This is a genomic window from Marinobacter changyiensis, from assembly GCF_009193265.1.
Classification (GTDB): Bacteria; Pseudomonadota; Gammaproteobacteria; order Pseudomonadales; family Oleiphilaceae; genus Marinobacter; species Marinobacter changyiensis.
The window spans coordinates 1-24723 of sequence record NZ_VZZZ01000005.1 but is presented as its reverse complement, the minus strand read 5'-3'; the positions used below and the strand labels follow the sequence as shown (position 1 = coordinate 24723).

Genomic DNA, 24723 nt, shown 5'->3' with positions numbered 1-24723 from the left:
TAAATCAGAGAACATCAATGAACGAGCAATTACCGGCAAAGTTGACGGAGTGGATCAGTAACTGGGGCGTTTTGTCAGAAGGCCTGCGGGCCAGCATCGGTATATTTACCCTGGTGTTGATGACGGCGATAGTCGCGTTCATTGCGAGCAGGGTTATTTACCGGCTGGAGAAGAAATGCCAGGCCACCTCCAACCTTTGGGACAATGCCTTTCTGCACGCAGTGCGCAAACCTGCCATCGTGTTTGTCTGGTTACAGGGCGTGTTCTGGGCTGCCGAAATCGCCTACCGGTATTCGGAAGCGGAAGTGTTCTCCTATAACGACAAGGTGCTCGAATTCGGATTCATCTGGCTGATGGTCTGGACCTTGCTGGGGGTGATCAAGGAAGCTGAAAAGATCCTGGCGTCACCGGTCAAGATGAAAAAGCCGATGGATTACACCACGGTCAACGCCATCAGCAAGCTCGTCCGTGCGGTGGTTCTGATTACCGCGGTGCTGATTGCGATGCAATCCCTTGGTTACAGTATTTCCGGTGTGCTTGCCCTTGGTGGTATGGGCGGCATTGCCGTTGGTTTTGCCGCCAAGGACCTGCTGGCCAACTTTTTCGGCGGCTTTGTGATTCACATGGACCGGCCCTTTAAAGTAGGGGATTGGGTGCGCTCACCGGACCGGAACATCGAAGGTACCGTTGAACACATTGGCTGGCGGATTACGACCGTGCGAACCTTTGACAAACGGCCGCTATATATACCGAATGCAACCTTTACCACGATTGCCGTTGAAAACCCGTCCCGGATGACCAACCGCAGAATATCGGAGACCATTGGCATCCGGTATGCGGATGTCAGCCAGATGGCGACAATAGTCGATGATATCCGCGAAATGCTGGTGTCCCACGACGACATTGATGCCGACCAGACCCTGATCGTAAATTTCCTGAGCTTCAATGCGTCGTCTCTGGACATCATGGTGTATACCTTCACCAAAACAACGAACTGGGTTGAATTCCATAAAGTAAAGCAGGATGTACTGCTCAAGATCAGTGACATCATAGAAGGCTTTGATGCAGAGGTGGCCTTCCCGACTCGCACCTTGCATTTACCGGATGGTATTCGGGTAGCAGCGAAAGACGCAGACCAGTCCGGAAAAAATGCTGAGGATGAGCCGGCGGCGCGGGAAGAGACCGCATCCGTCACGGATTCGTCAGCGTCCGTTCATTCTGAACACGGTGCCGGGGAGGCAGATTAATGGCTATTGAAATCCCATCTAACGGTCGAAGCGTTGGTATTATTGGCGGCACAGGGTTGACCACCCTGTCAGGGCTGGAAATCAGCGGCGAGAAGGTTGTTGATACGCCCTGGGGTAAGCCCTCGGCGCCTCTGGTGTTCGGAAGCCTGCAGGGTCAGCGGGTGGTGTTTCTGGCCCGGCATGGTCATCCCCACAGTATTCCGCCCCACCAGGTAAACTATCGGGCCAATATGTGGGCGCTTCAGCAAGCCGGGGTTAACACGGTGGTCGGAGTCAATGCGGTGGGGGGGATTCATCCGGATATGGTGCCAGCGCATATTGTCATCCCGGACCAGCTTATTGATTACACCTGGGGGCGGGGGCACACTTTTTTTGAAGAGGGTGCTGAGGGCGTCACCCACATCGACTTCACGTTTCCCTACACGGATGCTGTCCGTCACGCACTGATTCAGGCAGCGGAATCCTTGGGTCTGGCCCATTCCAGGGTTGGTGTTTATGCCGCAACGCAGGGGCCCAGGCTGGAAACCGCCGCAGAAGTTCTGAGACTCGAGCGGGATGGTTGCGATATTGTCGGGATGACCGGTATGCCGGAGGCAGCATTGGCGGCTGAGCTGAACATGAGTTACGGCTGCCTTGGCCTTGTCGTGAACTGGGCCGCCGGTAAATCCGCTCACATCATTACCATGGAAGAAATTGAAGCGGCCATCGATCAGGGCATGGCCGGTGTCAAAGCGGTGCTTGAGCGGGCAGTCAGTTCACTGGGCCGTTAGCGCTCTCACTAGCACCCTCATTATTAGCACTCTCGTCATCTTCAATCTTTTTAAAGAAGATCAGCACGCCCAGAGTGGGGGAATCCATGAAGTGGATTTCCTCACTGCGCATCCGCCGGGTTTCGCGGATCCAGGTTACCAGCTCTTTGCGGGTCTGCTGCGGCATCCTATTGGCTGCCAGCGCATGCTCTGCCATGACGCTTCCTTCCGTGGTGCGGCCATCCATGGCACCCCCATTAATGGCACCCTCTGCAATGGCACCCTCTGCAGGCGGGGTGTTGCCCGGCCCGGTTGCCTCGGAACCGGTGCCGTCACCCGCCGGCACACCGTTGGCCTGGTCTGGTTTTCGTTGCGCAAGCTCACTGGTCTCATCGGTGGCAGGCTGCCAATGGTTCAGCTCGGCTGAGACGTGCAGGAATCGCAGGCGTTCAATCCGGATATTGCCTTCAATTTCGCGATGGCCGGCCTCTTCGAGCCAGTCTCCGACTTCAATCCGTAGGGGCTCGCCCTTGTAATCCGGTGGAAATGATTCATACCAGCCAGCGCTTGCCAATACCCGATAGCGACCACTTTGCTCTAGGCGCTGAGCGGCGTTGTTCAGGGACAACTCACTTGTTGGTACCAGCTTCAGGTCACTCCGGCGTTGGCCATCCTGACCAACAACCCAGAGCCGCATTTCCGCATCCCCGACCTCTGGATACCTGCTGGCCATCTGCTCTTCGATTGAATCACTGTCAATCTTGCGTTCGAGCAGCACGATTTCCGCCCGGTAGGCGTTGCTGTCCTGTGCCAGGGCGGGAGATGAGATCAGTGCGACGGTAACAAGTGCGCCGAGGATCTGACTGGGGTGCATAAAGCCGAAGAATCGCAAAGGTGTTCTCCAAATAAAAGTCGCCCGGGATGCCGGTGTTCAGCAAAAGTATGGCGGTATTTTCGAAATTCGCGGGCTGGCGGTTCAGTTCGGTGCCAGTTGCCCCAGCATGTTTGCAACGCCGTCGAGTTTACCATCGGTCGACGTATCCTTCAGCCGGAACCTGAAGCTGTTTGCTCCCTCAAGGCGATATTGGTCCGGTGAGTGTTGCACTTTTTTTACCAGTATCAGCGGGTCCACCGGCGTTGCACTGCCAAATTCAAGCCGTGCCCATTCCTTGCCAGCGTCTATTTTCGTGATGCCAAGGCTTTCAGCCTGCAAGCGCAGTTCGGCCTGGCGCATCATATTCTTGGCAGGCACCGGCAGCAGCCCGAAGCGATCAATCATCTCTACCTGAAGTTCTTTTAATGCATCTTTGGTGTCGACACTGGCGATACGCTTGTAAAGCATCAGGCGATTATGGACGTCCGGCAGGTAGTCGTCCGGAATGAGGGCAGGAATACGCAGGTTGATTTCGGTGCCGTGGCTGAGCGGAAGCTCGGCGTTGGGCGTCCTGCCTCCACGGATGGCGGTCACCGCCTCGTCCAGCAATTGCATGTAGAGCGTGAACCCGATGCTTTCGATCTGGCCGCTTTGCTCTTCGCCCAGAAGCTCCCCCGCGCCCCGTATTTCAAGGTCATGGGAGGCCAGCATAAACCCGGCGCCCAGGTCCTGGGCTTCGGAAATGGCTTCCAGACGCTTTTTGGCATCAGAGGTGATGCTTTTGGGCGGCGGTGTCAGCAGATAGGCGTAGGCCTGGTGGTGGGATCGCCCGACCCGGCCCCGGAGCTGGTGGAGTTGGGCTAACCCGAATTTGTCCGCCCGTTCGATAATGATGGTGTTGGCGCTGGGAATGTCGATACCGGTTTCGATGATGGTTGTACAGACCAGAACGTTGAAGCGTTTGTGGTAAAAGTCCGACATGATCTGTTCCAGTTCGCGCTCCCGCATCTGGCCGTGGGCCACTCCGATCCGCGCCTCGGGAATGAGCCGGCGTAGATCTTCGGCGGTTTTCTGGATGGTGTTGACCTCGTTGTGGAGGAAATACACTTGACCTCCCCGGAGGATCTCCCGGAGGATCGCCTCTTTTACCATCGGTTCTTCCCGTTGACGCACAAACGTCTTGACGGACAAGCGTCGGGCTGGCGGTGTGGCGATGATAGACAGATCCCGCAGGTGTCCCATGGCCATGTTCAGGGTTCTCGGGATCGGTGTCGCCGTCAGGGTCAGCAGGTCCACCTCGGCCCGCAACGCCTTGAATTTTTCCTTCTGCTGAACCCCGAACCGGTGTTCCTCATCAATGATAACCAGCCCCAGGTTCTTGAAAGACACGTCTCCCTGGATCAGCTTGTGGGTGCCGATCACGATGTCTGCCTTGCCTTCATGGATGCGCTGCAGGGCGGTTTTGGTCTGGGCCGCGCTCCGAAAACGGCTCAACAATTCCACTGTCACTGCGGTGTCTGAGAAGCGGTCTCTGAACGATTCATAATGCTGTTGCGCCAGCAGGGTAGTGGGCACCAGCACGGCGACCTGCTTACCGGAAAAGGTCGCAATAAAGGCTGCCCGCATGGCAACTTCGGTCTTGCCAAAGCCCACATCACCGCAGACCAGGCGGTCCATCGGGCGTTCGCCGGTCATGTCGTCGAGCACAGCTTCGATGGCGGCCTGCTGATCAGGGGTTTCCTCAAACGGGAAGCCGGCTGCAAAGGCGCGATAGGCTTCCTCGGGGTTATCAAACTGGAAGCCTTTCCGGGCTTCGCGACGGGCATAGACATCCAGCAGCTCGGCTGCGGTGTCGCGAATTTTCTCCAGCGCTTTCTGTTTTGACTGACTCCAGCGTTCGGTGCCGAGCTTGTGCAGCGGTGCGTGCTCGGTGTCGTTGCCCGCGTACCGGGAGATCAGGTGCAGGCTGGACACCGGCACATAGAGTTTCGAGCCGCCGGCGTATTCCAGCATCAGAAATTCGGCAGCGTCGCCCTCGACCGTGATGGTCTCAAGGCCCCGGTAACGTCCGACACCGTGGTCAATGTGGACCACTGGCGCACCGATGCGCAGTTCCGATAGATCCCGGTAGCCGGAATCGTTCAACTCGGTGGGTTTGTCCCGGCGCCGGCGCTGCAGTACCCGCTCACCAAAGAGCGCGGTCTCGGTGATCAGCGCAAGTCCGTGTTCGGTCAGCAGCAGCCCCTCTTCCATCGGCCCTATGGTGATGCCGAGTGCGCATTCCGGGTCATTCCGGAAGGCTTGCCAGCTGTCAACGGTATGGGCCTTGAGCCGATTTTCCTGCAAGCTTTCAATCAGGGCCTCACGACGGCCGGAGGATTCGGCGCATATCAGCACCCGTCCGGTAAAGTCATTGATGAAGCTGCGCAGTCGTCGGGCCGGGTCACTCGCTCGGCCATCCATGGAAACATCGGGTAGCGGGGCGGTTTTGCAGGAGATTTCCCGTCCGCCAGCCGCATCCTGGGCCTGCTCGCAAGGGGTGACCCGGGGGAAGTGTTTTAACAGACCAAACAGCTCTTCCTTCAGCAGGAACAGTTGCCCCGGCGCCAGAATCGGCCGGAACCGGTCATGGCGCCGCTCTTCATAGCGGTTAGCGGTGTCGGCCTGGAACTGATCAATGGCAGTCTCAAGTTCTGGCTCGGTAAACAACTGGGTCTCGCCGGGCAGGTAATCGAACAGGGTAGCCGTGTTATCGAAAAACAACGGCAGGTAGTACTCGACCCCGGGCGGTGTGATGCCATGGGAGACATCCTGATAGATCGGCGCGTCTTTGTCGGCATTGGGGAAGTGCTCGAACCAGCGGTTGCGAAAACCGGAGCGGGCTTCCTTGTGCCAGGGAAACTCATTGGCGGGCAGCAGTTCGATCCGTTCTATACGGTCAACGGAGCGCTGGGTTTCCGGATCAAAGGTGCGCAGGGTTTCGATTTCGTCATCGAACAGATCAATCCGGTAGGGCAGTGACGCACCCATGGGATAAATATCCAGTATCGCGCCCCGGACCGCGTACTCCCCGTGTTCGTAGACATTGTCCGCATGACGATAGCCGGCGGCTTCAAGTTGCATGCGCCAACTGTCAATGTTCAGGGACTGGCCTGTTTCCAGCAACAGCGTGTTGCCTTGCAGGTAATCCACCGGCGGCAGGCGGTGCATCAGGGTACGGGCGGGCACCACCAGCAGACCATGACGGGTCCGGGGCAACCGGTGCAGGGTGCGTATCCGCCTTGAGCTGATGTCCTGATGGGGCGAGAACATGTCGTAGGGCAGCGTTTCCCAGTCCGGCAGCGAAAGCAGCTCCAGGCCATCTGGCGTGATCGCGGGCTGATCTTCGTCAAATGACAGGCCGAGATAGAATCGCATGGCCTGCTCAAGCCGAATGGCTTCATCGGTGCTGCGCGTGATCACCAGCGTCAGACCATGGTGCTGGCGGGCACTCTCGCAGAACGCCAGGGCCTCGCTGCTACCGTAAAGGCTGCTCCATATCCGGTGATCCGCCGCCTTGGCCGGGAATGGCGGCGCCAGCAGCGAATGCTGCGCGGAGCCCGGCCGGGCGGCGGGTTCATTCCGGGCAGGGTTCGTGAGATTACCCTTGAGATTACCGTTGAGAGTGTCTTGAGGCATGGGCGACGGCGGGCTCCTGGGACTGCATTCGGTTGAGTAAGGTTGCGATCAGGTCGCTCATTCTAGCGGCCGATTGTGGCCGTGTCATGGCGGGCGCTTAATTTGCGATTGTAGGGATTAAATAAGATAATATGCGACCAATTTCGAGTGCTAACTGCAGAGGTCTAAGCGTGAGTCATGAACAGATGAATGAGCACCTGTCCGACTGGACGGAAAGGGAATCCACCGCCGAAGCGATGATCCCCCTGATTGGTCGCCTGTACCGTAAAAACAACGTAGTTACCTCGATCTACGGGCGCGCTGTGATCAATCAGTCTGTTATCGGCATTCTGCGGTCACACCGGTTTGTCCGGCAAGTAGAACAGACCGAACTGTCAGTACAGGATACCCTGCCGCTGCTGGAGGCCATGGACAGGCTTGAGTTGGGGCGTGCCCATGTGGATGTCGGCAAGCTCGCGGTCAAGTATATCAACGGTGGCCGTCAGGGTACGATCGAGGATTTCCTGAAGTCCGAAATCGGCGACATAGTAGGCCTGTACAGCACACAGTCCCGGGAAGATGCTGAAAACGGCACCAAGGATATCGTGCTATATGGCTTTGGCCGTATCGGCCGTCTGCTGGCCCGAATCCTGATTGAAAAGGCGGGCGGCGGTAACAATCTGCGCTTGCGCGCTATCGTGGTTCGCCAGGGCGGCGCCGAGAATGACCTCGAAAAGCGGGCGAGCCTCCTGCGCCGGGACTCAGTGCACGGCGCTTTCAATGGCACCATCACCATTGATCAGGAAGACTCTGCGATCATTGCCAACGGCAATTACATCAAGGTGATCTACTCCGATGGCCCGGATAAGGTGGATTACACCAGCTATGGCATCAACAACGCGATTGTCATCGACAACACCGGTATCTGGCGTGATGAAGAGGGCCTAGGGCTGCATCTGAAGTCGAAAGGTGTCAGCCGCGTTATGTTGACCGCTCCCGGCAAGGGCGATATCAAGAACATTGTTCACGGTATCAACAATGACTGGATTACCGCTGACGACCGTATCTTGTCTGCGGCCTCCTGTACCACCAACGCTATCACCCCCATTCTCAAAGCCATTTATGACGAGTACGGGATTGAGGATGGTCACGTTGAGACGGTTCATTCCTACACCAACGACCAGAACCTGATCGATAACTACCATAAAGGCAGCCGTCGTGGACGCAGTGCGCCGCTCAACATGGTGATTACTGAAACCGGCGCTGCCAAGGCAGTCGCCAAGGCGCTGCCGGAGTTGAAAGGCAAGCTGACCGGCAACGCGATCAGGGTGCCCACCCCCAACGTATCCATGGCAATTCTCAACCTGAACGTGAAAAAAGAGGTTACGGTTGAGGCAGTGAATGAATATCTGCGTGAGATGGCGTTGCACTCCGAGTTGCAGAAACAGATCGATTTCGTCAACTCGCCGGAAGTGGTGTCGACCGATTTTGTCGGCTCCCGGCATGCTGGTATTGTGGATGCCCAGGCGACCATTGCCAGCGGTCATCGCCTGATTCTGTACGTCTGGTACGACAACGAGGCGGGCTATAGCGCTCAGGTTATTCGCGTGGTCAATCAGATGGCAGGTGTCGACTATCCTGTTTTCCCACCACGGGCACGGTGATCCTGGCGGGCATCATGTCACCGTGGTGACGTCGACCCCCGGTGGCTGCGAGCTGCCGGGGGTTTTCTTGTTTGCGCCTGATCCCTTGTAGTCCCCGCCCTCTGTCCGTTACTTTAAGGTACAAACTCTGGGTGGTTCTGGTGGAAATAGATGCCCCGAGTCTCTATAATTGGCGCGATTTTGGGTGCGTCTGCCATCTGCCTCTCATTGCTTCTTGTTGGCGCAGGAATTGACCGTGTAAACAATCATCTGGATCAGGTGTAGTTCGGGCAAGGTCGGTTATATCGCCACGTAAGGAAGTTCTGGCCGTTGTGTCAGCACGCGAAAATCCATCGTAAAGTTTCTGATGACTGGGTACGGCTAATGATCAAAATCAAGAAAGGCCTGGATCTTCCCATCAGCGGCGCTCCTGAGCAGACCATTTCAGATGGTAAGACCGTTCGCCACGTGGCATTGATCGGTTTTGACTATATCGGCATGAAGCCGACCATGGCTGTACAAGAAGGAGATCGCGTCAAGCGCGGTACGCTGCTGTTTACGGATAAGAAGACCGAGGGCGTACGGTATACCTCACCCGCAGCGGGTGTGGTCAAAGAAATCAATCGCGGTGAGCGTCGCATCTTTCAGTCGATTGTTGTCGAGATTGATGGCGATGAAGCTGAATCCTTTGCCCGCTATTCCGAGGCTGATTTAGAGGGTCTCGAACGGCAGCAGGTGGTTGACAACCTGATTGACTCCGGCCTTTGGGCCGCTTTCAAGACCCGACCTTACAGCAAGATTCCGCAGATTGATTCGGCGCCACACTCCATTTTTGTTTCAGTGATGGATACCAACCCCCTCGCCGCTGACCCGACCGTTATCATTGCCGAGAACCAAAAAGCGTTTGCGCAGGGTCTTCAACTGTTGACCAAGTTGACGACCGGTAAGGTCTTTGTTACTGGCAAGCCCGGCTCCGATGTCTCGGTGCCAGAGTCCGATGCCGTGGAAGTTCACCAGTTCGATGGTGTTCATCCGGCCGGCAATGTCGGGACCCATATCCACTATCTCGACCCGATCGCTGGTCACAAAGTGGTTTGGAGCATCGGTTATCAGGACGTCATCGACATCGCCAAACTGTTTGAAACCGGTGAATTACCGGTTGACCGTATTGTCGCGGTGGGTGGCCCGAAAGCTCTGAAGCCGCGACTGCTTCGTACCCGCATAGGCGCCAGCCTGACAGAACTGCTTGAGGGCGAGGTCGCAACCGATTGTTCCGTTCGTGTGATTTCGGGCTCGGTTTTTGGTGGCCGTCGTGGCGATGGCCCCTGCGCCTATCTGGGACGTTTCTCCAATCAGATAAGCATCCTGGAGGAAGGCCACAAGCGTGAGTTCATGGGATGGTTGTCGCCGGGAACCAAGCGTTTCTCGGTATTGAACATCTACCTGTCCAGACTCACCAGAGGCAGGCTGTTTGATTTCACCACCACGACTAACGGAAGCGAACGGGCGATGGTGCCGGTCGGTGCCTACGAGCAGGTCATGCCGCTGGACATCTTGCCGACACAGTTGCTGCGTTCATTGATTGTTGGGGACACCGAGGCTGCCCAGAAGCTGGGCGCGCTGGAGCTGGACGAAGAAGATCTCGCACTCTGCACTTTCGTGTGTCCGGGTAAATATGAATACGGTCCGATTCTTCGCGAGAATCTGACCCGTATCGAAATCGAGGGCTAAACCGATGGCTATCCGACAGTTTCTCGATGGCATTGAGCATCACTTTGAAAAAGGCGGCAAGTACGAGCGTTGGTACGCCCTGTTCGAAGCCGTTGACACGATTTTCTACACGCCGGGTAAAGTAACGTCTACTACTTCTCATGTTCGCGATGGCGTTGACCTGAAACGCATCATGATTACGGTGTGGCTGTGTACGTTCCCCGCCATTTTCTTCGGAATGTGGAATATTGGCTTCCAGGCCAACAGTTTCCTGGCCTCCAATCCGGATGCCGTGATGGGCGATGGCGCCTTGCGCTCCGCGTTTATTGGTGCCCTGGCGGGTAACGATGCCGGCAGTATCTGGGACAACATGATCTATGGCGCCGCTTACTTTGTGCCGATCTATTTTGTCACATTTGTAGTGGGCGGCTTCTGGGAAGTCATGTTTGCCACGGTCAGGCGACACGAAGTGAATGAAGGCTTCTTCGTCACCTCCATTCTGTTCGCACTGATCTGTCCTCCGACCATACCGCTTTGGCAGGTTGCGTTGGGTATCACCTTCGGTATCGTTATCGGCAAGGAAGTGTTCGGTGGTACCGGCAAGAACTTCCTGAATCCGGCGCTTACCGGTCGTGCGTTTCTGTACTTTGCTTATCCTGCCCAGATTTCAGGCGATACCGTCTGGACCGCTGTTGATGGGTTCAGTGGCGCAACAGCCCTGAGCTGGGCCGCCAGCGGCGGTGTTGAAGCGCTGGAACAGCAGATTGGCTGGCTGTCAGCGTTCATGGGGTCTATCCAGGGCTCGATGGGTGAGACCTCAACCCTGGCGGTGTTGGCCGGTGGTATCGTGTTGGTTGTCATGAAGATAGCGTCTTATCGCATCGTGGGCGGGGTTCTGCTCGGCATGATCGGAATGAGTCTGCTGCTGAATATTGTCGGTTCAGAGACCAACCCGATGTTTGACGTGCCAGCCCACTGGCATCTTGTCATCGGTGGCTTTGCGTTTGGCATGATGTTTATGGCAACCGATCCGGTATCAGCCGCAATGACAAACACCGGCCGTTGGTGCTTCGGTATCCTGGTCGGGGTCATGACTGTTCTGATACGGGTTATCAATCCGGCGTTCCCGGAAGGCATCATGCTGGCAATTCTTTTTGCCAACCTTTTCGCACCGCTGATGGATCACTACGTGGTCCAGGCCAACATCAAACGGAGGCTTGCACGTGGCTAAAGCTAAAGAAACCGTCTCCAGAACCGTTATGGTGGCGCTGGCGCTGTGCATCGTATGTTCGGTTATTGTCTCGGCCGCGGCGGTGATGCTTCGCCCGGCCCAGATTACCAACCAGAACCTCGATATCAAGAGCAATATTCTGTCCGCTGCTGGTATGTATGAGCAGGGTATGAGTGCGGACGAGATCGAGTCTGTGTTCAGCCAGTTTGAAGTGAAACTGGTTGACCTGGACACCGGTGAATACGTTGAGCCGTCCGCCGTTGGTGTCAACGACCCGATGAAATACGATCAGTACAAGGCTGCTTCCAACCCGGAGTTATCAGAAAATATTCCGGCGACACAGGATAAAGCCGGAATCAAGCGCCGTCCGAAGGTCGCCAAGATATACCTGTTAGCGGAAGGCGATGACTTCAAACGCGTTGTGCTGCCGATTCACGGCTATGGCTTATGGTCCACACTGTATGGCTTCATGTCCCTGGAGGGTGATGCGAATACCATTGAGGGCATAGGTTTTTATGACCATGCCGAAACACCGGGCCTGGGTGGTGAGGTTGACAACCCACGCTGGAAATCCCAATGGGTGGGTAAAGAGCTTTACGATGAGGGTGAGCAGGCAGAACCAAAAATTCAGCTTGTCAAAGGCGGTGTCGACGCCAATGCACAGGCAAAAGAGCACAAGGTTGACGCGCTTTCTGGTGCCACACTGACCAGCCGGGGTGTTCAACAACTCGTGAACTACTGGATGGGTGATCGTGGTTTTGCACCCTATCTGAAAAAACTTCGCCAAGGGGAGGTCTGATATGGCCGACGCATCAGCCAAACAGGTTCTCTTTGAACCGATTTTTAGCAACAACCCCATTGCGCTGCAGATCCTGGGCATTTGCTCCGCGCTGGCGGTGACGACCAGTGTTAACGTCACGCTGGTTATGTGCGCCTCAGTTATTGCCGTGACGGCGTTTTCCAACCTGGCGGTATCCCTGGTTCGTACCCAGATTCCGAACAGCATCCGTATTATTGTTCAGATGACCATCATCGCATCGCTGGTTATCGTGGTGGATCAGATACTGAAAGCCTACGCCTATGAGATCAGCAAACAGCTGTCGGTGTTTGTTGGCCTCATCATCACCAACTGCATTGTCATGGGTCGCGCCGAAGGCTTTGCCATGAAGAACGGCCCCTGGCTGAGCTTTCTGGACGGTATCGGTAACGGTATGGGGTACTCCGTGCTGTTGTTGATTGTTGCGTTCTGCCGCGAGCTGCTTGGTTCCGGGTCCCTGATGGGCTTCAGTCTGATGCCGGTCGTCAACGAGGGCGGCTGGTACGTGCCTAATGGTCTGCTGCTGTTGCCGCCAAGTGCGTTCTTCATCATCGGGCTTATTATCTGGGGCCTTCGCGCCTGGAAACCGGAGCAGGTTGAAGCACCGGACTATAAAATGTCACGCCATAAGACCAAGGAGGCCTTCTGATGGAGCACTATATCAGCCTGTTGCTGAAGGCAATCTTTGTTGAAAACATGGCTCTGGCCTTCTTTCTGGGGATGTGTACCTTCCTGGCGATCTCCAAGAAAATTGAGGCCGCCGCAGGCCTCGGCATTGCCGTCGTGGTCGTGTTGACCATTACGGTGCCGGTAAACAACCTGATCTACAACTACGTGCTTCGTGAAGGTGCCCTGAGTTGGGCGGGCCTGCCTGAGGTGGACCTGAGCTTTCTGGGTTTGCTGACGTATATCGGGGTGATTGCGGCCTTGATCCAGATCATGGAAATGATTCTGGATAAATACATACCGGCCCTGTACGCAGCGCTGGGGGTTTTTCTGCCATTGATCACGGTGAACTGCGCCATTATGGGCGCGTCACTGTTCATGGTTGAGCGTGACTACAATTTTGGCGAGAGCGTTGTTTACGGTTTCGGTGCCGGTGTTGGCTGGGCGCTGGCTATTCTGGCGCTGGCCGGAATCCGTGAGAAGCTCAAATACAGCGATGTGCCGGAAGGGCTGCGTGGTCTGGGCATCACCTTTATCACGGTTGGCCTGATGTCCCTTGGCTTCATGTCCTTTTCGGGCATCTCCCTGTAATCAACCCGGTGATTCGGTTTAAGGAAAAGGCGAGACCATGAATATAGAAATCATTCTCGGCGTGGTCATGTTCACCGTTATCGTGCTGTCGCTGGTAGCGGTTATCCTGGCGGCACGCTCGAAGCTGGTTAGCACCGGTGACGTGAAAATTGAAATCAACGACGATCCGGAACATACCGTAACCACCGAAGCTGGTGGGAAGTTGCTGAACACACTGGCGAGCAATGGCATCTTCCTGTCCTCTGCCTGTGGTGGTGGCGGTACCTGTGCCCAGTGCAAGTGCAAGGTGCTGGAAGGCGGCGGCTCCATGCTGGCGACCGAGAAAACCCACTTCACCAATCGTGAAGAGAAAGAAGGGTGGCGTCTGTCGTGCCAAGTTCCGGTCAAGCAGGACATGAAAGTCGAGGTGCCGGAAGAGTTCTTCGGCGTCAAGAAGTGGGAATGCACCGTCGAGTCCAACCATAACGTCGCGACCTTCATCAAGGAGCTGGTACTCAAGCTTCCGGAAGGTGAAGAAGTGGATTTCCGCGCCGGTGGTTATGTACAGCTTGAATGCCCGCCTTATGATATCGATTTCAAGAATTTCGATATCGAAGAGGAATTCCACGAAGACTGGGACAAGCATGATATCTGGCGCTTCCGGGGTGTGAACAAGGAAGAGGTTATTCGGGCCTACTCGATGGCGAATTACCCGGATGAGAAAGGGGTTCTCAAGTTCAACATCCGGATCGCTACGCCACCTCCGGGTACCGATCATCCGCCCGGACTGATGTCGACGTTTGTCTTCAACCTCAAGCCGGGAGACAAAATCACCGTTTTCGGACCTTTCGGCGAGTTTTTTGCCAAGAAGACCGAAGCGGAAATGGTCTTTATCGGCGGTGGTGCGGGCATGGCCCCGATGCGGTCCCACATTTTCGACCAGCTCAAGCGCCTGAACTCCAAGCGTAAGATCAGTTTCTGGTACGGTGCCCGTAGCGTCCGGGAAATGTTCTACGTAGAGGACTTCGACAAGCTGGCCGAAGAGAATGAAAATTTTGAATGGCACGTGGCCTTGTCGGATGCGCTGCCGGCGGATAACTGGACAGGCCCTACCGGCTTTATCCACAACGTGCTGTACGAACAGTATCTGAAGGACCATCCGGCGCCGGAAGACTGTGAGTATTACATGTGCGGGCCCCCGATCATGAACGCATCGGTGATCAAGATGCTGAAAGACATGGGCGTGGAAGACGAAAACATCATGCTGGATGACTTTGGAGGCTAGTTCCAAGCCATGATATCCCGCATGACCCGGCCCGCCCTGGTTGCGATGATTTTGCTCATCGCGGCCTTGGCGGGCTGTTCATTTGAGCCAGAACAAGAGATATGGGAAATAGCCGGACCGGTTTTTGGCACCGAGTATCATATCAAGGTGGTATTGACCGAGGATCCGGAGCAACTGGATACTCTGGCGACAGGTATAACATCGGTGCTGGAGTCTGTCGATGCCTCCATGTCGACCTGGCGGGAGGATTCCGAGCTGTCCAGGTTCAACAGGGCCGAGGACCAGTCCCGGTGGTTTGAGATATCACCACCGCTATACCAGGTGCTTACCGCTGCCCGTGAAGTGTCCGAGCTCAGTGATGGCGCTTTTGATATTACCGTAGGGCCGGTGGTAAACCTGTGGGGGTTCGGCCCGGAGGCGCGGCCTGAACAGGTGCCTGAAGCGGCCCTGTTGCAGCAACGGCTTGACGGGATTGGCTACGAAAAACTGGAGCTCAGGGCTGAGCCCCCGGCGATAAGAGCGGATATAAAGCAATATCTGGATCTGTCTGCTATTGCCAAAGGCTATGCTGTTGATGCGGTGGCGGAGTATCTGTTGGCTACCGGAATTGAGGCCTATCTGGTTGAAATCGGTGGTGAGGTCCGGGTGAGCGGGCGCAAGCCCGGTGACGAGGCCTGGCGGCTGGCGATTGAAGAGCCGGTGCCGGGCAGGCGGGAGGTTAACCGGGTAGTGGCGCTCGATAGTCAGGCCATGGCGACGTCGGGCGACTATCGGAACTATTACGAATCGGCAGGCCAGCGTTTTTCCCATACCATTGATCCTGAAAGCGGTAAACCGATCGCCCATAATCTGGCGTCGGTGACGGTTATCGCTGACACCACCATGGGGGCAGATGCACTGGCCACGGCGTTCAATGTGATGGGGTATGAACGCGCCAACGAGCTGGCAATTCGCAAAAACATGGCCGTTTACTTTATTATTAGACAAGAGAATGGTTTTGAGGCGCACTACACGCCTGCCTTCTCGTCTTATTTGGCAAATTAGGAGGTGCTATGGGTACCTTTCTGTTGGTTTTACTGATTGTGGGTTTTCTGCTGGCCGCTATGTCGGTCGGAGTGATTATGGGCCGTAAACCCATCAGTGGCACCTGTGGCGGTATAGGCGCGCTGGGACTGGATCAGGCCTGTGATATCTGTGGTGGTAACACCAAAAAGTGTGAAGAAGAGAATGACCGTATTGCCACTGAGGCCACCCAGACCAAAACCCTGGCTTACGACGCGACCAGAAAGTAACCCGTCGCTCTGGTGGTCCGCTCCCGCTCATTGTTCGGAGGTGTGATGTTTTGCCGCCTCCTTTCTTGTTTTTTAAAAACGACGTAGATAAGGAGTCACTGCACTAATGGCAGACCATCATTACGACGTCGTCGTTATCGGTGCCGGTCCTTCAGGTGAAGGCGCGGCCATGAATGCGACGAAGAGCGGTAAACGAGTCGCAATTATTGAAGACAAACAGACAGTGGGTGGCAACTGCACCCATTGGGGCACGATCCCGTCAAAGGCATTGCGCCATTCCGTTAAACAGATTATTACCTTCAACACCAATGTCATGTTCCGTGATATCGGTGAGCCGCGCTGGTTTTCATTCCCCCATGTCCTTCAAAATGCCCAGAAAGTCATTGGTAAACAGGTCAAGTTGCGGACCCAGTTCTACTCCCGTAACCGGGTAGATATCCATAATGGCCGTGCCTATTTCCTGGATGCCAACCGCATTGAAGTCCGGGGCCAGAAATCGACTGATATACTCAATACCAAGAGCGTTGTTATCGCGACGGGCTCGCGCCCGTATCTGCCGCCGGACATCAATTTCCGCCATCGCAGAATCTATAACAGCGATACCATCCTGAATCTGTCACACACCCCCCGCACGTTAATCATCTACGGTGCCGGTGTTATTGGTTCGGAATATGCCTCTATCTTTGCCGGGCTGGGGGTAAAGGTTGATCTGATCAATCCCGGTAGCCGACTCCTGAATTTTCTTGATGATGAAATTTCCGATGCGCTGAGCTACCACCTGCGTAATAACGGAGTGCTGGTTCGTCATAATGAGACATACGAGTCTGTTGAAGGTGATGAGCAGGGCGTCGTGCTGTCATTGCAATCCGGCAAGAAAATCCGTGCTGATGCGTTCCTGTGGTGCAATGGCCGGACTGGCAACACCGACAAGCTTGGGCTCGAAAATGTCGGGCTGGAGCCAAATGGCAGGGGCCAGTTGGCGGTTGATGATCATTACCGGACCGAGATCTCCAATGTTTATGCAGCCGGGGATGTGATTGGTTGGCCGAGTCTGGCCAGTGCGGCCTATGACCAGGGACGCTCCGCCTCCTCGGATATCGTCAAGGACGATTATTTCCGTTACGTGTCTGACGTGCCCACCGGTATCTACACCATCCCGGAGATCAGTTCGGTTGGTAAAACGGAGCGAGAGCTCACCGAAGCGAAAGTGCCCTATGAAGTCGGGCAGGCCTTTTTCAAGGACCTGGCTCGGGCTCAGATTACCGGTGATGCCGTCGGCATGCTGAAAATACTGTTTCACCGGGAGAGCCGCGAGATCCTCGGGATTCACTGTTTCGGGGATCAGGCCGCTGAGATTGTCCACATCGGGCAGGCTATTATGAACCAGAAGGGCGAGGCGAATTCGCTCAACTACTTCATCAACACCACGTTTAACTATCCCACCATGGCAGAAGCCTACCGTGTGGCAGCACTTAACGGCCTCAATCGTATATTCTGAGGTTCTTGAACATCAAAAAACCGAGCTCATGGGCCAAGCCGTTCAGCTATAGGGGGGATCTGGCTTGGCCCGGTCGGGCAGCAAACAAGGCTTGCCTAGGGACAGGCCATGCTTTCAGGCACTCAAATGGGAAAACCGTGGTCTGTCCCTGTATATCCCGCCTCAACCAGCAACCATTCTCGAAACAACCCAGCAATCGAACGCTCGAGGCCTGGGCCCGTGCTGACCACGTAGTACGCCTGGTCGCAGTTCAGCGGGCTTTCGAACGCTACCACCAGTTTTCCTACGCGCAATTCCGCCTGGTGGAGATCCCGACTGCCGAGCAGGATGCCCTGACCAGCTATGGCCGCCTCCAGCGCCAGCAGTCCGTTGCCAAATCGCAGCTCCCGAAACCCTCCGACTTTACATCCCTGCTGCTTGAACCACTCTTTCCAGCCGCAGGGCTCGTCGAAGCGGGTGAGGGTGCTGTCACACAGCAACGGCAGCCCACGCAGTGTATCGACACCGTCCACGGTGGCGGCCAGTTCCGGTGCGCACATGGGCACCAGCTCGAGACCCATCAGCCGCTGCGACTCAATGCCGGTGTATTGACCGTAACCGAGGCGCACGGAGACGTCGATGCCAGCGCGCTTGAGGTCGGTCACACCGAAGGCGCTATCACGGGAGGGGTCCACCGTATGCAGGCTCGCCTGCAGCCGCACTTCGGCCTCCGGGCAACGTACGTAGAAACGGTGCAGGCGCGGCACGATCCATTTGGTGGCGAACAGGGGTTCGGAGCAGACGGTGACAATCAGGCGCTCTTCGCCATGGGAGCGGATTTTGTCTACCGCACGACCCAGAGCCTGAAACCCCTCATGCAGCTCCGGCAGGGCCACATACGCGGCCGGAGTCAGGCTGACTCGCCGGTGGTGGCGGACGAACAGTTCAACACCGAGATGCTCCTCCAGCGCCTTGATCTGGTGGCTAATCGCCGCCGGTGTGACGTTGAGCTCTTTGGCGGCTGCAGCGAAACTTTTGGTTCGCGCCGCGACCTCGAAATAGGAAAGTGCGATCAGGGGTGGGAGTCGTGACATGATCAATACTCGCAAGAACGGCGGTGAGAGTCTGCGTGACTATAGTGACCCGTTTAATGGTCACTATAGTCGCTGCCTTTGTAAAAAACAGGCAGCTACCGCAGAATTGGTCCCGCTTCTCGTTCCCGATCGACTCAGGCTGACAGGCTGGTGTCAAGCTGCTGGCGCAGCAGGAACTTCTGGATTTTCCCCGTCGAGGTGGTTGGTAGCCGGCCGAAGATGATCTTCTTGGGCGCCTTGAAGCGGCTGATATTCTCCTTGCAGAAGCTGATCAACGCGTCCTCGCTCAGCTCACTGCCGGGGCGGAGTTGGACGAAAGCAGCGGGGACTTCGCCCCACTTTTCATCCGCCATCGCGACGACCGCCGCAATTTCCACATCTTCATGGCGCTGAATAATTTCCTCAACCTCCAGTGAAGAGATGTTTTCCCCGCCCGAGATAATCACGTCTTTCAGCCGGTCGCGAATCTTGACATAGCCGTCCGGTTCCATCACCGCCAGGTCACCGGAGTGAAACCAGCCACCGGCAAGGGCTTCACGGGTGGCTGCTTCGTTGCGCAAATAACCCTTCATGACGATATTGCCGCGGAACATGATCTCGCCCTGGGTCTTGCCGTCCGCAGGGACCGGGAGCATCGTGATCGGGTCCAGTACCGCGATGCTTTCCTGTAGTGGATAGGTGACGCCCTGGCGTCCATTGAGCCGGACCCGTTCATCCAGAGGCTTTTGATCCCAGTCATCCTGTTTGGCGCAAACCGTGGCGGGGCCATAGGTTTCGGTCAGCCCGTAAACGTGGGTGAGCTCGACGCCGATCTTTTCCATCCGCTCCAGCACCGACGCCGGCGGCGCAGCACCTGCGATCAGCCCCGAAACCTTGTGCTCAATCGGCTCCCGCGCGGCAACGGCAGCGTCGGCGATCATAGAGTGGACGATGGGGGCACCGCAGTAATGGCTTACCCGGTGCTGCCTGATCAGCTTGAGAATCTGCTCAGGATCCACGCGCCGCAGGCAGACGCTGGTGCCACCGATGGCCGCCAGTGTCCACGGGAAGCACCAGCCGTTGCAATGAAACATCGGCAGGGTCCACAGATAGACCACAGTGGGAGGCAGGGTCCAGGACAGAACGTTGCTGATCGCGTTCAGGTAGGCACCCCGGTGATGGGTAACAACCCCCTTGGGGTTACCGGTCGTGCCTGAGGTGTAGCCCAGCGCAATCGCATCCCACTCGTCTTCGGGCAAGGGCCAGTCGTCCCCCGTCGGCTGATCGGCGAGCAGCGTTTCGTACTCAAGGTCGCCGATAAAGCGTTCTGCGCCCTGGCTGGGGTCCGATACGTTGATAATGATGGGTGACGGCCCTTTCAGCCGGCCAAGGGCCTTTTCCACCACATCCGCGTATTCGGGGTCGATCAGCAACAGGCGCGTACGGCTGTGATCAAGAATAAAGGCCACTGCCTCCGGATCGAGACGGATATTGATGGCATTGAGCACAGCCCCCACCATCGGTATGCCAAAGTGCGCTTCGTAAAGGGCCGGGACATTCGGCAACAGGGTGGCCACCACATCGCCCCGTGCAACGCCGGAACTCTGTAGCAAGGAAGCCAGGCGGCGGCTGCGAGCGTAGGTCTGTTGCCAGCTATAGCGAGTCTCATTGTAGATCAACGCTGTCCTGTCAGGGTAAACGCTGGCAGCTCGTTTGATAAAACTCAAAGGTGACAGCGGAACATAATTGGCTGTTGTCTTTTCGAGGGCCTGATTGAAATCGCAGATATCATTCATGATCTTTTTCCTGTTATTTTTTTATCGTGCGAAATGCTCATTCGCTGCCAGGTTGCGCCCAGGCGGGTTTCCGCTTCCCGAGAAAAGCATCGATGCCTTCTCCCGCGTCAGGGTTCATCATGTTCTCGGCCATCACCTTGCCGGCAAAGTCGTAGGCGTCGGCCAAAACCATTTGACGCTGGGGATGGAACATGGACTTTCCAAAGCGCACGGCCGCCGGACTCTTGCTCAGGATCTGTTCCACCTTATCGGCCACGACCCTATCCAGCTCGGAATCAGGGGCGACGGCACTCAGTAGCCCCCACTCCAGGGCCGTATCCGCATCAATGAAGCTGCCTGATACCAGCATGTCGAACGCCCGCTTGGCAGAGATGTTGCGTGACAGCGCCACGGCGGGTGTAGAGCAGAACAGACCCACGTTGATGCCTGACACCGCAAAACTGGCCGATTGGGCGGCAATGGCCAGGTCACAGCTGGCCACCAGCTGGCATCCTGCAGCCGTGGCCATACCCTGGACCTTGGCGATGACCGGCACCGGCAGCGCGACGACGCTCTGCATCAGCCGGCTGCAACGGCGGAATAACGCCTGGTAATAGGACTGGTCGGGATTTGCCCGCATTTCCTGCAGGTCGTGACCGGCGCAGAATCCTCGCCCGGTGGCACCGATGACCACACATCGGACGGCGGGGTCGGCTGCGATCGCATCCAACTCCTGCTGCAAGGCGTCCATCATTGATTCGGAAAGGGTGTTGAATTTATCCGGCCGATTCAATGTGAGGTAGACGGACCCGTTTACATCCTCCCTGAGAAGAATGTCTACATCCGTCTTGAGAAGAACGTCGTCCGAAGATTGGCTGTGATTCATAACTTTCTCCCGCCAGAGCTGGCTAATTAAACCTGATTGACCGTTACCTCGGTAGTGATCGAGTTGCGGATAAAACAGTTTTTGTGGGCGTTGGTGTGGATTCTGGATATGGTTTTCTGGTCCGGTACCTTATCGCCGCGGAAGGTGATGCGCGGCGACAGCTCGATACGCGTCATCTCCTTGCCTTTTCTATCGTTACTCTCCAGATAGCCGACCGGATTGTCCTCATAGGAGTCGACCTGATAACCCTGAAAATCAGCGATGGCCAGGAAAAACAGCATATGACAGCTGGCCACCGAGCTGATAAACAGCTGTTCCGGGTCGGCGCAGTTTGGATCGCCTTTGAATTCTTCTGACGCGGAAACCTTGACCTGCTGGCCACCATTCAGCGTAATGCGATGGTTGCGTGAGTAGGTTTTTGCCTCGGATTCGTGAGGCGCGCGCTGCCAATTGATGACTGCTTGATGGATTGACATAGCTACGTCTCCTGTGAGTTTAAGAGCTTCCATCGTAAAAACAGGGCAGGGCCGTGTAAAACGACAATTACTAAACGGAAGGGTTAGCCAGGCTAAGTCAAGGCCTCTGAATTGCGCCTCTGCCTGTTGGCGACCAGCGTTGGGAAAGGTCGGTTACCGCAACTGGATCTCCAGGACCATGAATTACAAATAGTAGGCCTCACGGTTAGAAACTATCGTTTTAATGCGCCAATTTTCCAACGTAGCCTTACCTGGCACCGCTGATAAAACTTCCGCAACGTGGGGCAGGAGCGAATCCACTATGAAGACCATGAATGTTGAATACGCGATCATCGGCGCCGGCACCTCCGGGTTGGGCGCCTACTCGAAGATCAGCCGCAAGACCGACAGCCTGGTGATGATTCAGGACGGTCCCTACGGCACCACTTGTGCACGGGTCGGCTGCATGCCCAGCAAGCTGCTGATTACCGCTGCTGATTACGCCCACCACTTGATCACCAGCGAATTTTTCGGGGTGACAGCCTCGGGTCGCGTGGATGGCCGCAAAGTTCTCGAACGGTTACGCCGAGAGCGCGACCATCGATTTGTCGCCAACAATCTCCGCTACGTCGCCAAGATTCCGGCCCACCACAAGCTTGAAGGTCGCGCCCGGTTTGTCGGACCAGGCCAACTCATGGTGGGCGAATCGGTTGAGGTCAATGCAAAAAAATTCGTCCTCGCCTGCGGCTCCAGGCCAGCGGTCAGTGAGGTATTCGAGCCAGTAATGGCCCGCGTCCTCACCAGCGACACGGTTTTTGAACTGGAGGACTTGCCCCGCTCGATAGCAGTGATCGGTATGGGAATTATTGCGCTGGAACTTGGGCAGGCATTCCATCGACTGGGAGTCGAAACGACAATTTACGGCCGTTCCGGAAAGATCAACGCCCTCACTCACCCTGCCATGCAGCAGCAAGCGCTCGATATCCTCGGCGCTGAATTGGATATCTACCCCAGCGGGCAGGTGGTGAGCACCCGGGAAGACGCTGAAGGCGCCTGGATCGAGTATGAGCAGTCGAACGGACAGCGGGTCACTAAGGTGTTCGACAGGGTACTGGTGGCCACGGGGAGGGTCTCCAACGTAGACCGATTGGGAATGGAGCATACGGGCATGGAGTTGGCCGAAGTCGGCCGGGTGGCAGTCGATCCACAGACGATGCGCTGCTTCGCCTATCCCATTTTTATTGCCGGGGATGCAACCGACCACCTGCCGGTGTGGCACGAAGCCTTCGATGAGGGGCGTATCGCCGCTGATAATGCGTTGAGCTACCCGGAACCAGTGCCAGCAGATCGCAGACCGCCGTTGATGGTGTTCTTTACTGATCCTCAGATCGCCATCATCGGCCAGAACTTTCAGCAACTGGAAGGTCGGGAGATTGTTATCGGCGACCTGCCGTTTACCAGTCCGCGTCATGTGGTCTGGAACAAGGTCGAGGGGCGTATTCAAGTCTATCTGGACGCGCGAACCGGCGTAATTCTGGGCGCCGAGTTGCTTGGGTACCAGGCCGAACACCTGGCACATCTGCTTGCTCTGGCCATTACACACGGCATGACGGCGGAGCAGGTACTGTTGATGCCTGTCTACCACCCCAGCGCCGAAGAACTGTTACGCGATGTTTTGATCGATGCTCGGGAAAAGTACAGAAGGTACGAGGCTGAGAATATAAGCCAGTCAGATTCAATGGCCTAGTCTAAACCTCAGTACCACGCCAGCACCCGGGGCGTGGATATTGAACTGGTGCGCAACGGCTCGCGAGGATTGTTCTGGCTGGAGCCACTGGTGGAAATTGGGACTGCCACCGACAGGATTGGTTATGGCCCGGTTGAACTGGATGACGTGCAGGGGCTGATGGCCGCGGGCCTTTGATGGCCTACCTGCATGAGTGATCAACTGCTGCAGAACCTGATCAAGATGATCAATCAGATCAGCATCAACAACCTCCATCACGGTGACTAAGACCAGGCTGCCGAGGTGGTTGACTGCGCTGAATCCACCGGCCTTGAGCTTTCCATGGTTTCCCCGTCCGGCGGTCAAGCGTCTGGCGGATCGCCTGGTTTACCAGGCTGATCCGCATGCGATTCTAGTGGCACATCATACTGCAGCGATGGTTAGTGTCCCGGGAAGACAACGGTTTTGTTGCCGTTGAGGAAACAACGTTTTTCGACATGCAACTTGATCGCCCTTGCCAGCACCAGGCGTTCGGTATCACGTCCTTTTGACACGAGAAGCTCAGGGGTATAGGTGTGATCCACTGGCTCCACTCCCTGGCTGATGATCGGACCTTCATCGAGAACTTCGCTAATGTAGTGTGCGGTAGCCCCTACCAGCTTCACACCTTTCTCGTAAGCCTGATGGTAGGGCTTGGCGCCTTTGAAGCCCGGCAGCAGGGAATGGTGGATGTTGATAGCCCGCCCGTGGAGCTTTTTGCACATATCCTCGGACAGTACCTGCATGTAGCGCGCCAGCACAACGAGGTCAGCTTCGACTTGTTGAATAATCTCCCACATCTGTGCCTCCTGCTGCGCCTTGGTTTCCGCACTAATCGGCAGGTGGTAGTAGGGGATTCCGTACCAGTCGGCCAGCCTTTTCAGGTCGGGGTGATTGGAGATGATCGCCGGAATTTTGATATTAAGTGCCCCGGTACTACTGCGATGGAGTATATCCTGCAGACAGTGATCATACTGGGATACCAGAATAACCACTTTCTCTGGAGTCGACAGCTCGCTCAGATCCCATCTCATTTCAAAGGTCTCAGCCTTATGGGTAAACTGGTTACGCAGCTCCTCTTCAGCAAACTCACCGTTGCCGATGAAATTGAACTCCACACGAAAGAAAAACCGCCCGGTCTTGGCGTCATCAAAAGTGTGCATCTCGTACGCATAGCACTCGCTTCGATACAAAGTATTAATGATCAGATCGAGCACACCAAGTTTGGTGAGAGAGCTCCCGGTAAGGACATAGGTTTTTTTATCTGGGTTCATTTTGCTGGTCCTTTAATCTTTTTTTGTTTGCCATACTGGCGTTGTAAGAGAAGTGGATTTCAGGTGACCCTCTTCTCAAATTACCTTTTTTAGTGCCCTTAGCTGGTTGGTTTATTTAAAAACCGATTACCGCTCAGCTGATCGCGCTTTGGGCATAAGTTGCCGCGATTTTCTTGTTAGGATCAAAGAACGGTTTTTGGACAACGGTGGCCGTTGTTTTTCCGCCAGGAGTAACGACGTCGAAACGTGTGCCAAGGGCCGCGTGGTCTGCCTCAAC

The 24723-nt window shown here is 56.0% G+C and carries 21 protein-coding genes; 14 read left to right on the top strand and 7 right to left on the bottom strand.

What is annotated here, in order from left to right; all coding sequences use genetic code 11:
• Positions 1-17 precede the first annotated feature (17 nt).
• Both F6Y09_RS13560 and F6Y09_RS13555 read left to right on the top strand, forming a co-directional pair.
• On the top strand, positions 18-1247 hold the full coding sequence (locus tag F6Y09_RS13560) for a mechanosensitive ion channel family protein (RefSeq protein WP_152207482.1): 1230 nt from the start codon (positions 18-20) through the stop codon (positions 1245-1247).
• Complete coding sequence (locus tag F6Y09_RS13555) at positions 1247-2017, top strand: S-methyl-5'-thioinosine phosphorylase (protein ID WP_152207481.1); 771 nt, start codon at positions 1247-1249, stop codon at positions 2015-2017. The genes F6Y09_RS13560 and F6Y09_RS13555 overlap by 1 nt, the downstream gene beginning before the upstream one ends.
• Here F6Y09_RS13555 and F6Y09_RS13550 read toward each other — a convergent pair.
• Positions 1998-2888, bottom strand: coding sequence for a CsiV family protein (locus F6Y09_RS13550; protein WP_152207480.1), 891 nt, complete (start codon positions 2886-2888; stop codon positions 1998-2000). The genes F6Y09_RS13555 and F6Y09_RS13550 overlap by 20 nt on opposite strands.
• Positions 2889-2972: 84 nt before the next feature.
• The gene (gene mfd / locus F6Y09_RS13545; protein WP_152207479.1) at positions 2973-6548 is read right to left on the bottom strand and encodes a transcription-repair coupling factor; all 3576 of its coding nucleotides are present in this window, start codon (positions 6546-6548) and stop codon (positions 2973-2975) included.
• A gap of 185 nt (positions 6549-6733) precedes the next feature.
• Between mfd and F6Y09_RS13540 the strand changes: the two genes are divergently transcribed.
• From F6Y09_RS13540 to sthA, 10 genes are all read left to right on the top strand, one after another.
• The gene (locus F6Y09_RS13540) at positions 6734-8191 is read left to right on the top strand and encodes a glyceraldehyde-3-phosphate dehydrogenase (protein ID WP_425481856.1); all 1458 of its coding nucleotides are present in this window, start codon (positions 6734-6736) and stop codon (positions 8189-8191) included.
• A gap of 363 nt (positions 8192-8554) precedes the next feature.
• Complete coding sequence (locus F6Y09_RS13535) at positions 8555-9901, top strand: Na(+)-translocating NADH-quinone reductase subunit A (protein ID WP_152207477.1); 1347 nt, start codon at positions 8555-8557, stop codon at positions 9899-9901.
• A gap of 4 nt (positions 9902-9905) precedes the next feature.
• A complete protein-coding gene (locus tag F6Y09_RS13530; protein WP_152207476.1) occupies positions 9906-11111 on the top strand; it encodes an NADH:ubiquinone reductase (Na(+)-transporting) subunit B in 1206 nt (401 codons plus the stop codon).
• Positions 11104-11910, top strand: a complete 807-nt coding sequence (locus tag F6Y09_RS13525) for a Na(+)-translocating NADH-quinone reductase subunit C (RefSeq protein WP_152207475.1) — start codon at positions 11104-11106, stop codon at positions 11908-11910. Before F6Y09_RS13530 ends, F6Y09_RS13525 begins: the two co-directional genes overlap by 8 nt.
• A 1-nt stretch (position 11911) precedes the next feature.
• Complete coding sequence (locus tag F6Y09_RS13520; protein WP_152207474.1) at positions 11912-12577, top strand: NADH:ubiquinone reductase (Na(+)-transporting) subunit D; 666 nt, start codon at positions 11912-11914, stop codon at positions 12575-12577.
• The gene (nqrE, locus tag F6Y09_RS13515) at positions 12577-13185 is read left to right on the top strand and encodes an NADH:ubiquinone reductase (Na(+)-transporting) subunit E (protein WP_152207473.1); all 609 of its coding nucleotides are present in this window, start codon (positions 12577-12579) and stop codon (positions 13183-13185) included. Before F6Y09_RS13520 ends, nqrE begins: the two co-directional genes overlap by 1 nt.
• A 37-nt stretch (positions 13186-13222) precedes the next feature.
• Positions 13223-14449: an NADH:ubiquinone reductase (Na(+)-transporting) subunit F gene (nqrF, locus tag F6Y09_RS13510; RefSeq protein ID WP_152207472.1), complete on the top strand. Its 1227-nt coding sequence runs from the start codon at positions 13223-13225 to the stop codon at positions 14447-14449.
• A gap of 21 nt (positions 14450-14470) precedes the next feature.
• Positions 14471-15493 carry an FAD:protein FMN transferase gene (locus F6Y09_RS13505; RefSeq protein ID WP_425481852.1) on the top strand — a complete coding sequence of 341 codons (1023 nt, stop codon included), beginning with the start codon at positions 14471-14473 and terminating at the stop codon, positions 15491-15493.
• Positions 15494-15501: 8 nt separating this feature from the next.
• Positions 15502-15741 carry a (Na+)-NQR maturation NqrM gene (gene nqrM, locus F6Y09_RS13500; RefSeq protein WP_152207470.1) on the top strand — a complete coding sequence of 80 codons (240 nt, stop codon included), beginning with the start codon at positions 15502-15504 and terminating at the stop codon, positions 15739-15741.
• Positions 15742-15847: 106 nt separating this feature from the next.
• Positions 15848-17239, top strand: coding sequence for a Si-specific NAD(P)(+) transhydrogenase (sthA, locus tag F6Y09_RS13495; protein ID WP_152207469.1), 1392 nt, complete (start codon positions 15848-15850; stop codon positions 17237-17239).
• Positions 17240-17361: 122 nt separating this feature from the next.
• Here the strand turns inward: sthA and F6Y09_RS13490 are convergent, their stop codons facing one another.
• From F6Y09_RS13490 to F6Y09_RS13475, 4 genes are all read right to left on the bottom strand, one after another.
• The gene (locus F6Y09_RS13490; protein ID WP_152207468.1) at positions 17362-18312 is read right to left on the bottom strand and encodes a LysR family transcriptional regulator; all 951 of its coding nucleotides are present in this window, start codon (positions 18310-18312) and stop codon (positions 17362-17364) included.
• A 134-nt stretch (positions 18313-18446) separates the two neighbouring features.
• Positions 18447-20087 (bottom strand): acyl-CoA synthetase, encoded by a 1641-nt coding sequence (locus F6Y09_RS13485; RefSeq protein WP_152207467.1) that lies wholly within the window; start codon positions 20085-20087, stop codon positions 18447-18449.
• A 37-nt stretch (positions 20088-20124) separates the two neighbouring features.
• The gene (locus F6Y09_RS13480) at positions 20125-20952 is read right to left on the bottom strand and encodes an enoyl-CoA hydratase (RefSeq protein WP_152207466.1); all 828 of its coding nucleotides are present in this window, start codon (positions 20950-20952) and stop codon (positions 20125-20127) included.
• A 26-nt stretch (positions 20953-20978) separates the two neighbouring features.
• Positions 20979-21428, bottom strand: a complete 450-nt coding sequence (locus F6Y09_RS13475) for an OsmC family protein (RefSeq protein WP_152207465.1) — start codon at positions 21426-21428, stop codon at positions 20979-20981.
• A gap of 301 nt (positions 21429-21729) precedes the next feature.
• Here F6Y09_RS13475 and F6Y09_RS13470 point away from each other — a divergent pair, with 301 nt between their 5' ends.
• Together F6Y09_RS13470 and F6Y09_RS20175 are read left to right on the top strand one after the other, a co-directional pair.
• Positions 21730-23154, top strand: a complete 1425-nt coding sequence (locus F6Y09_RS13470) for a dihydrolipoyl dehydrogenase (protein WP_179959421.1) — start codon at positions 21730-21732, stop codon at positions 23152-23154.
• Positions 23155-23187: 33 nt separating this feature from the next.
• Complete coding sequence (locus F6Y09_RS20175; RefSeq protein WP_179959420.1) at positions 23188-23331, top strand: thioredoxin domain-containing protein; 144 nt, start codon at positions 23188-23190, stop codon at positions 23329-23331.
• A gap of 242 nt (positions 23332-23573) precedes the next feature.
• Here F6Y09_RS20175 and purU read toward each other — a convergent pair whose 3' ends face one another.
• Positions 23574-24446, bottom strand: a complete 873-nt coding sequence (gene purU / locus F6Y09_RS13460) for a formyltetrahydrofolate deformylase (protein WP_152207463.1) — start codon at positions 24444-24446, stop codon at positions 23574-23576.
• Positions 24447-24723: the final 277 nt, after the last annotated feature.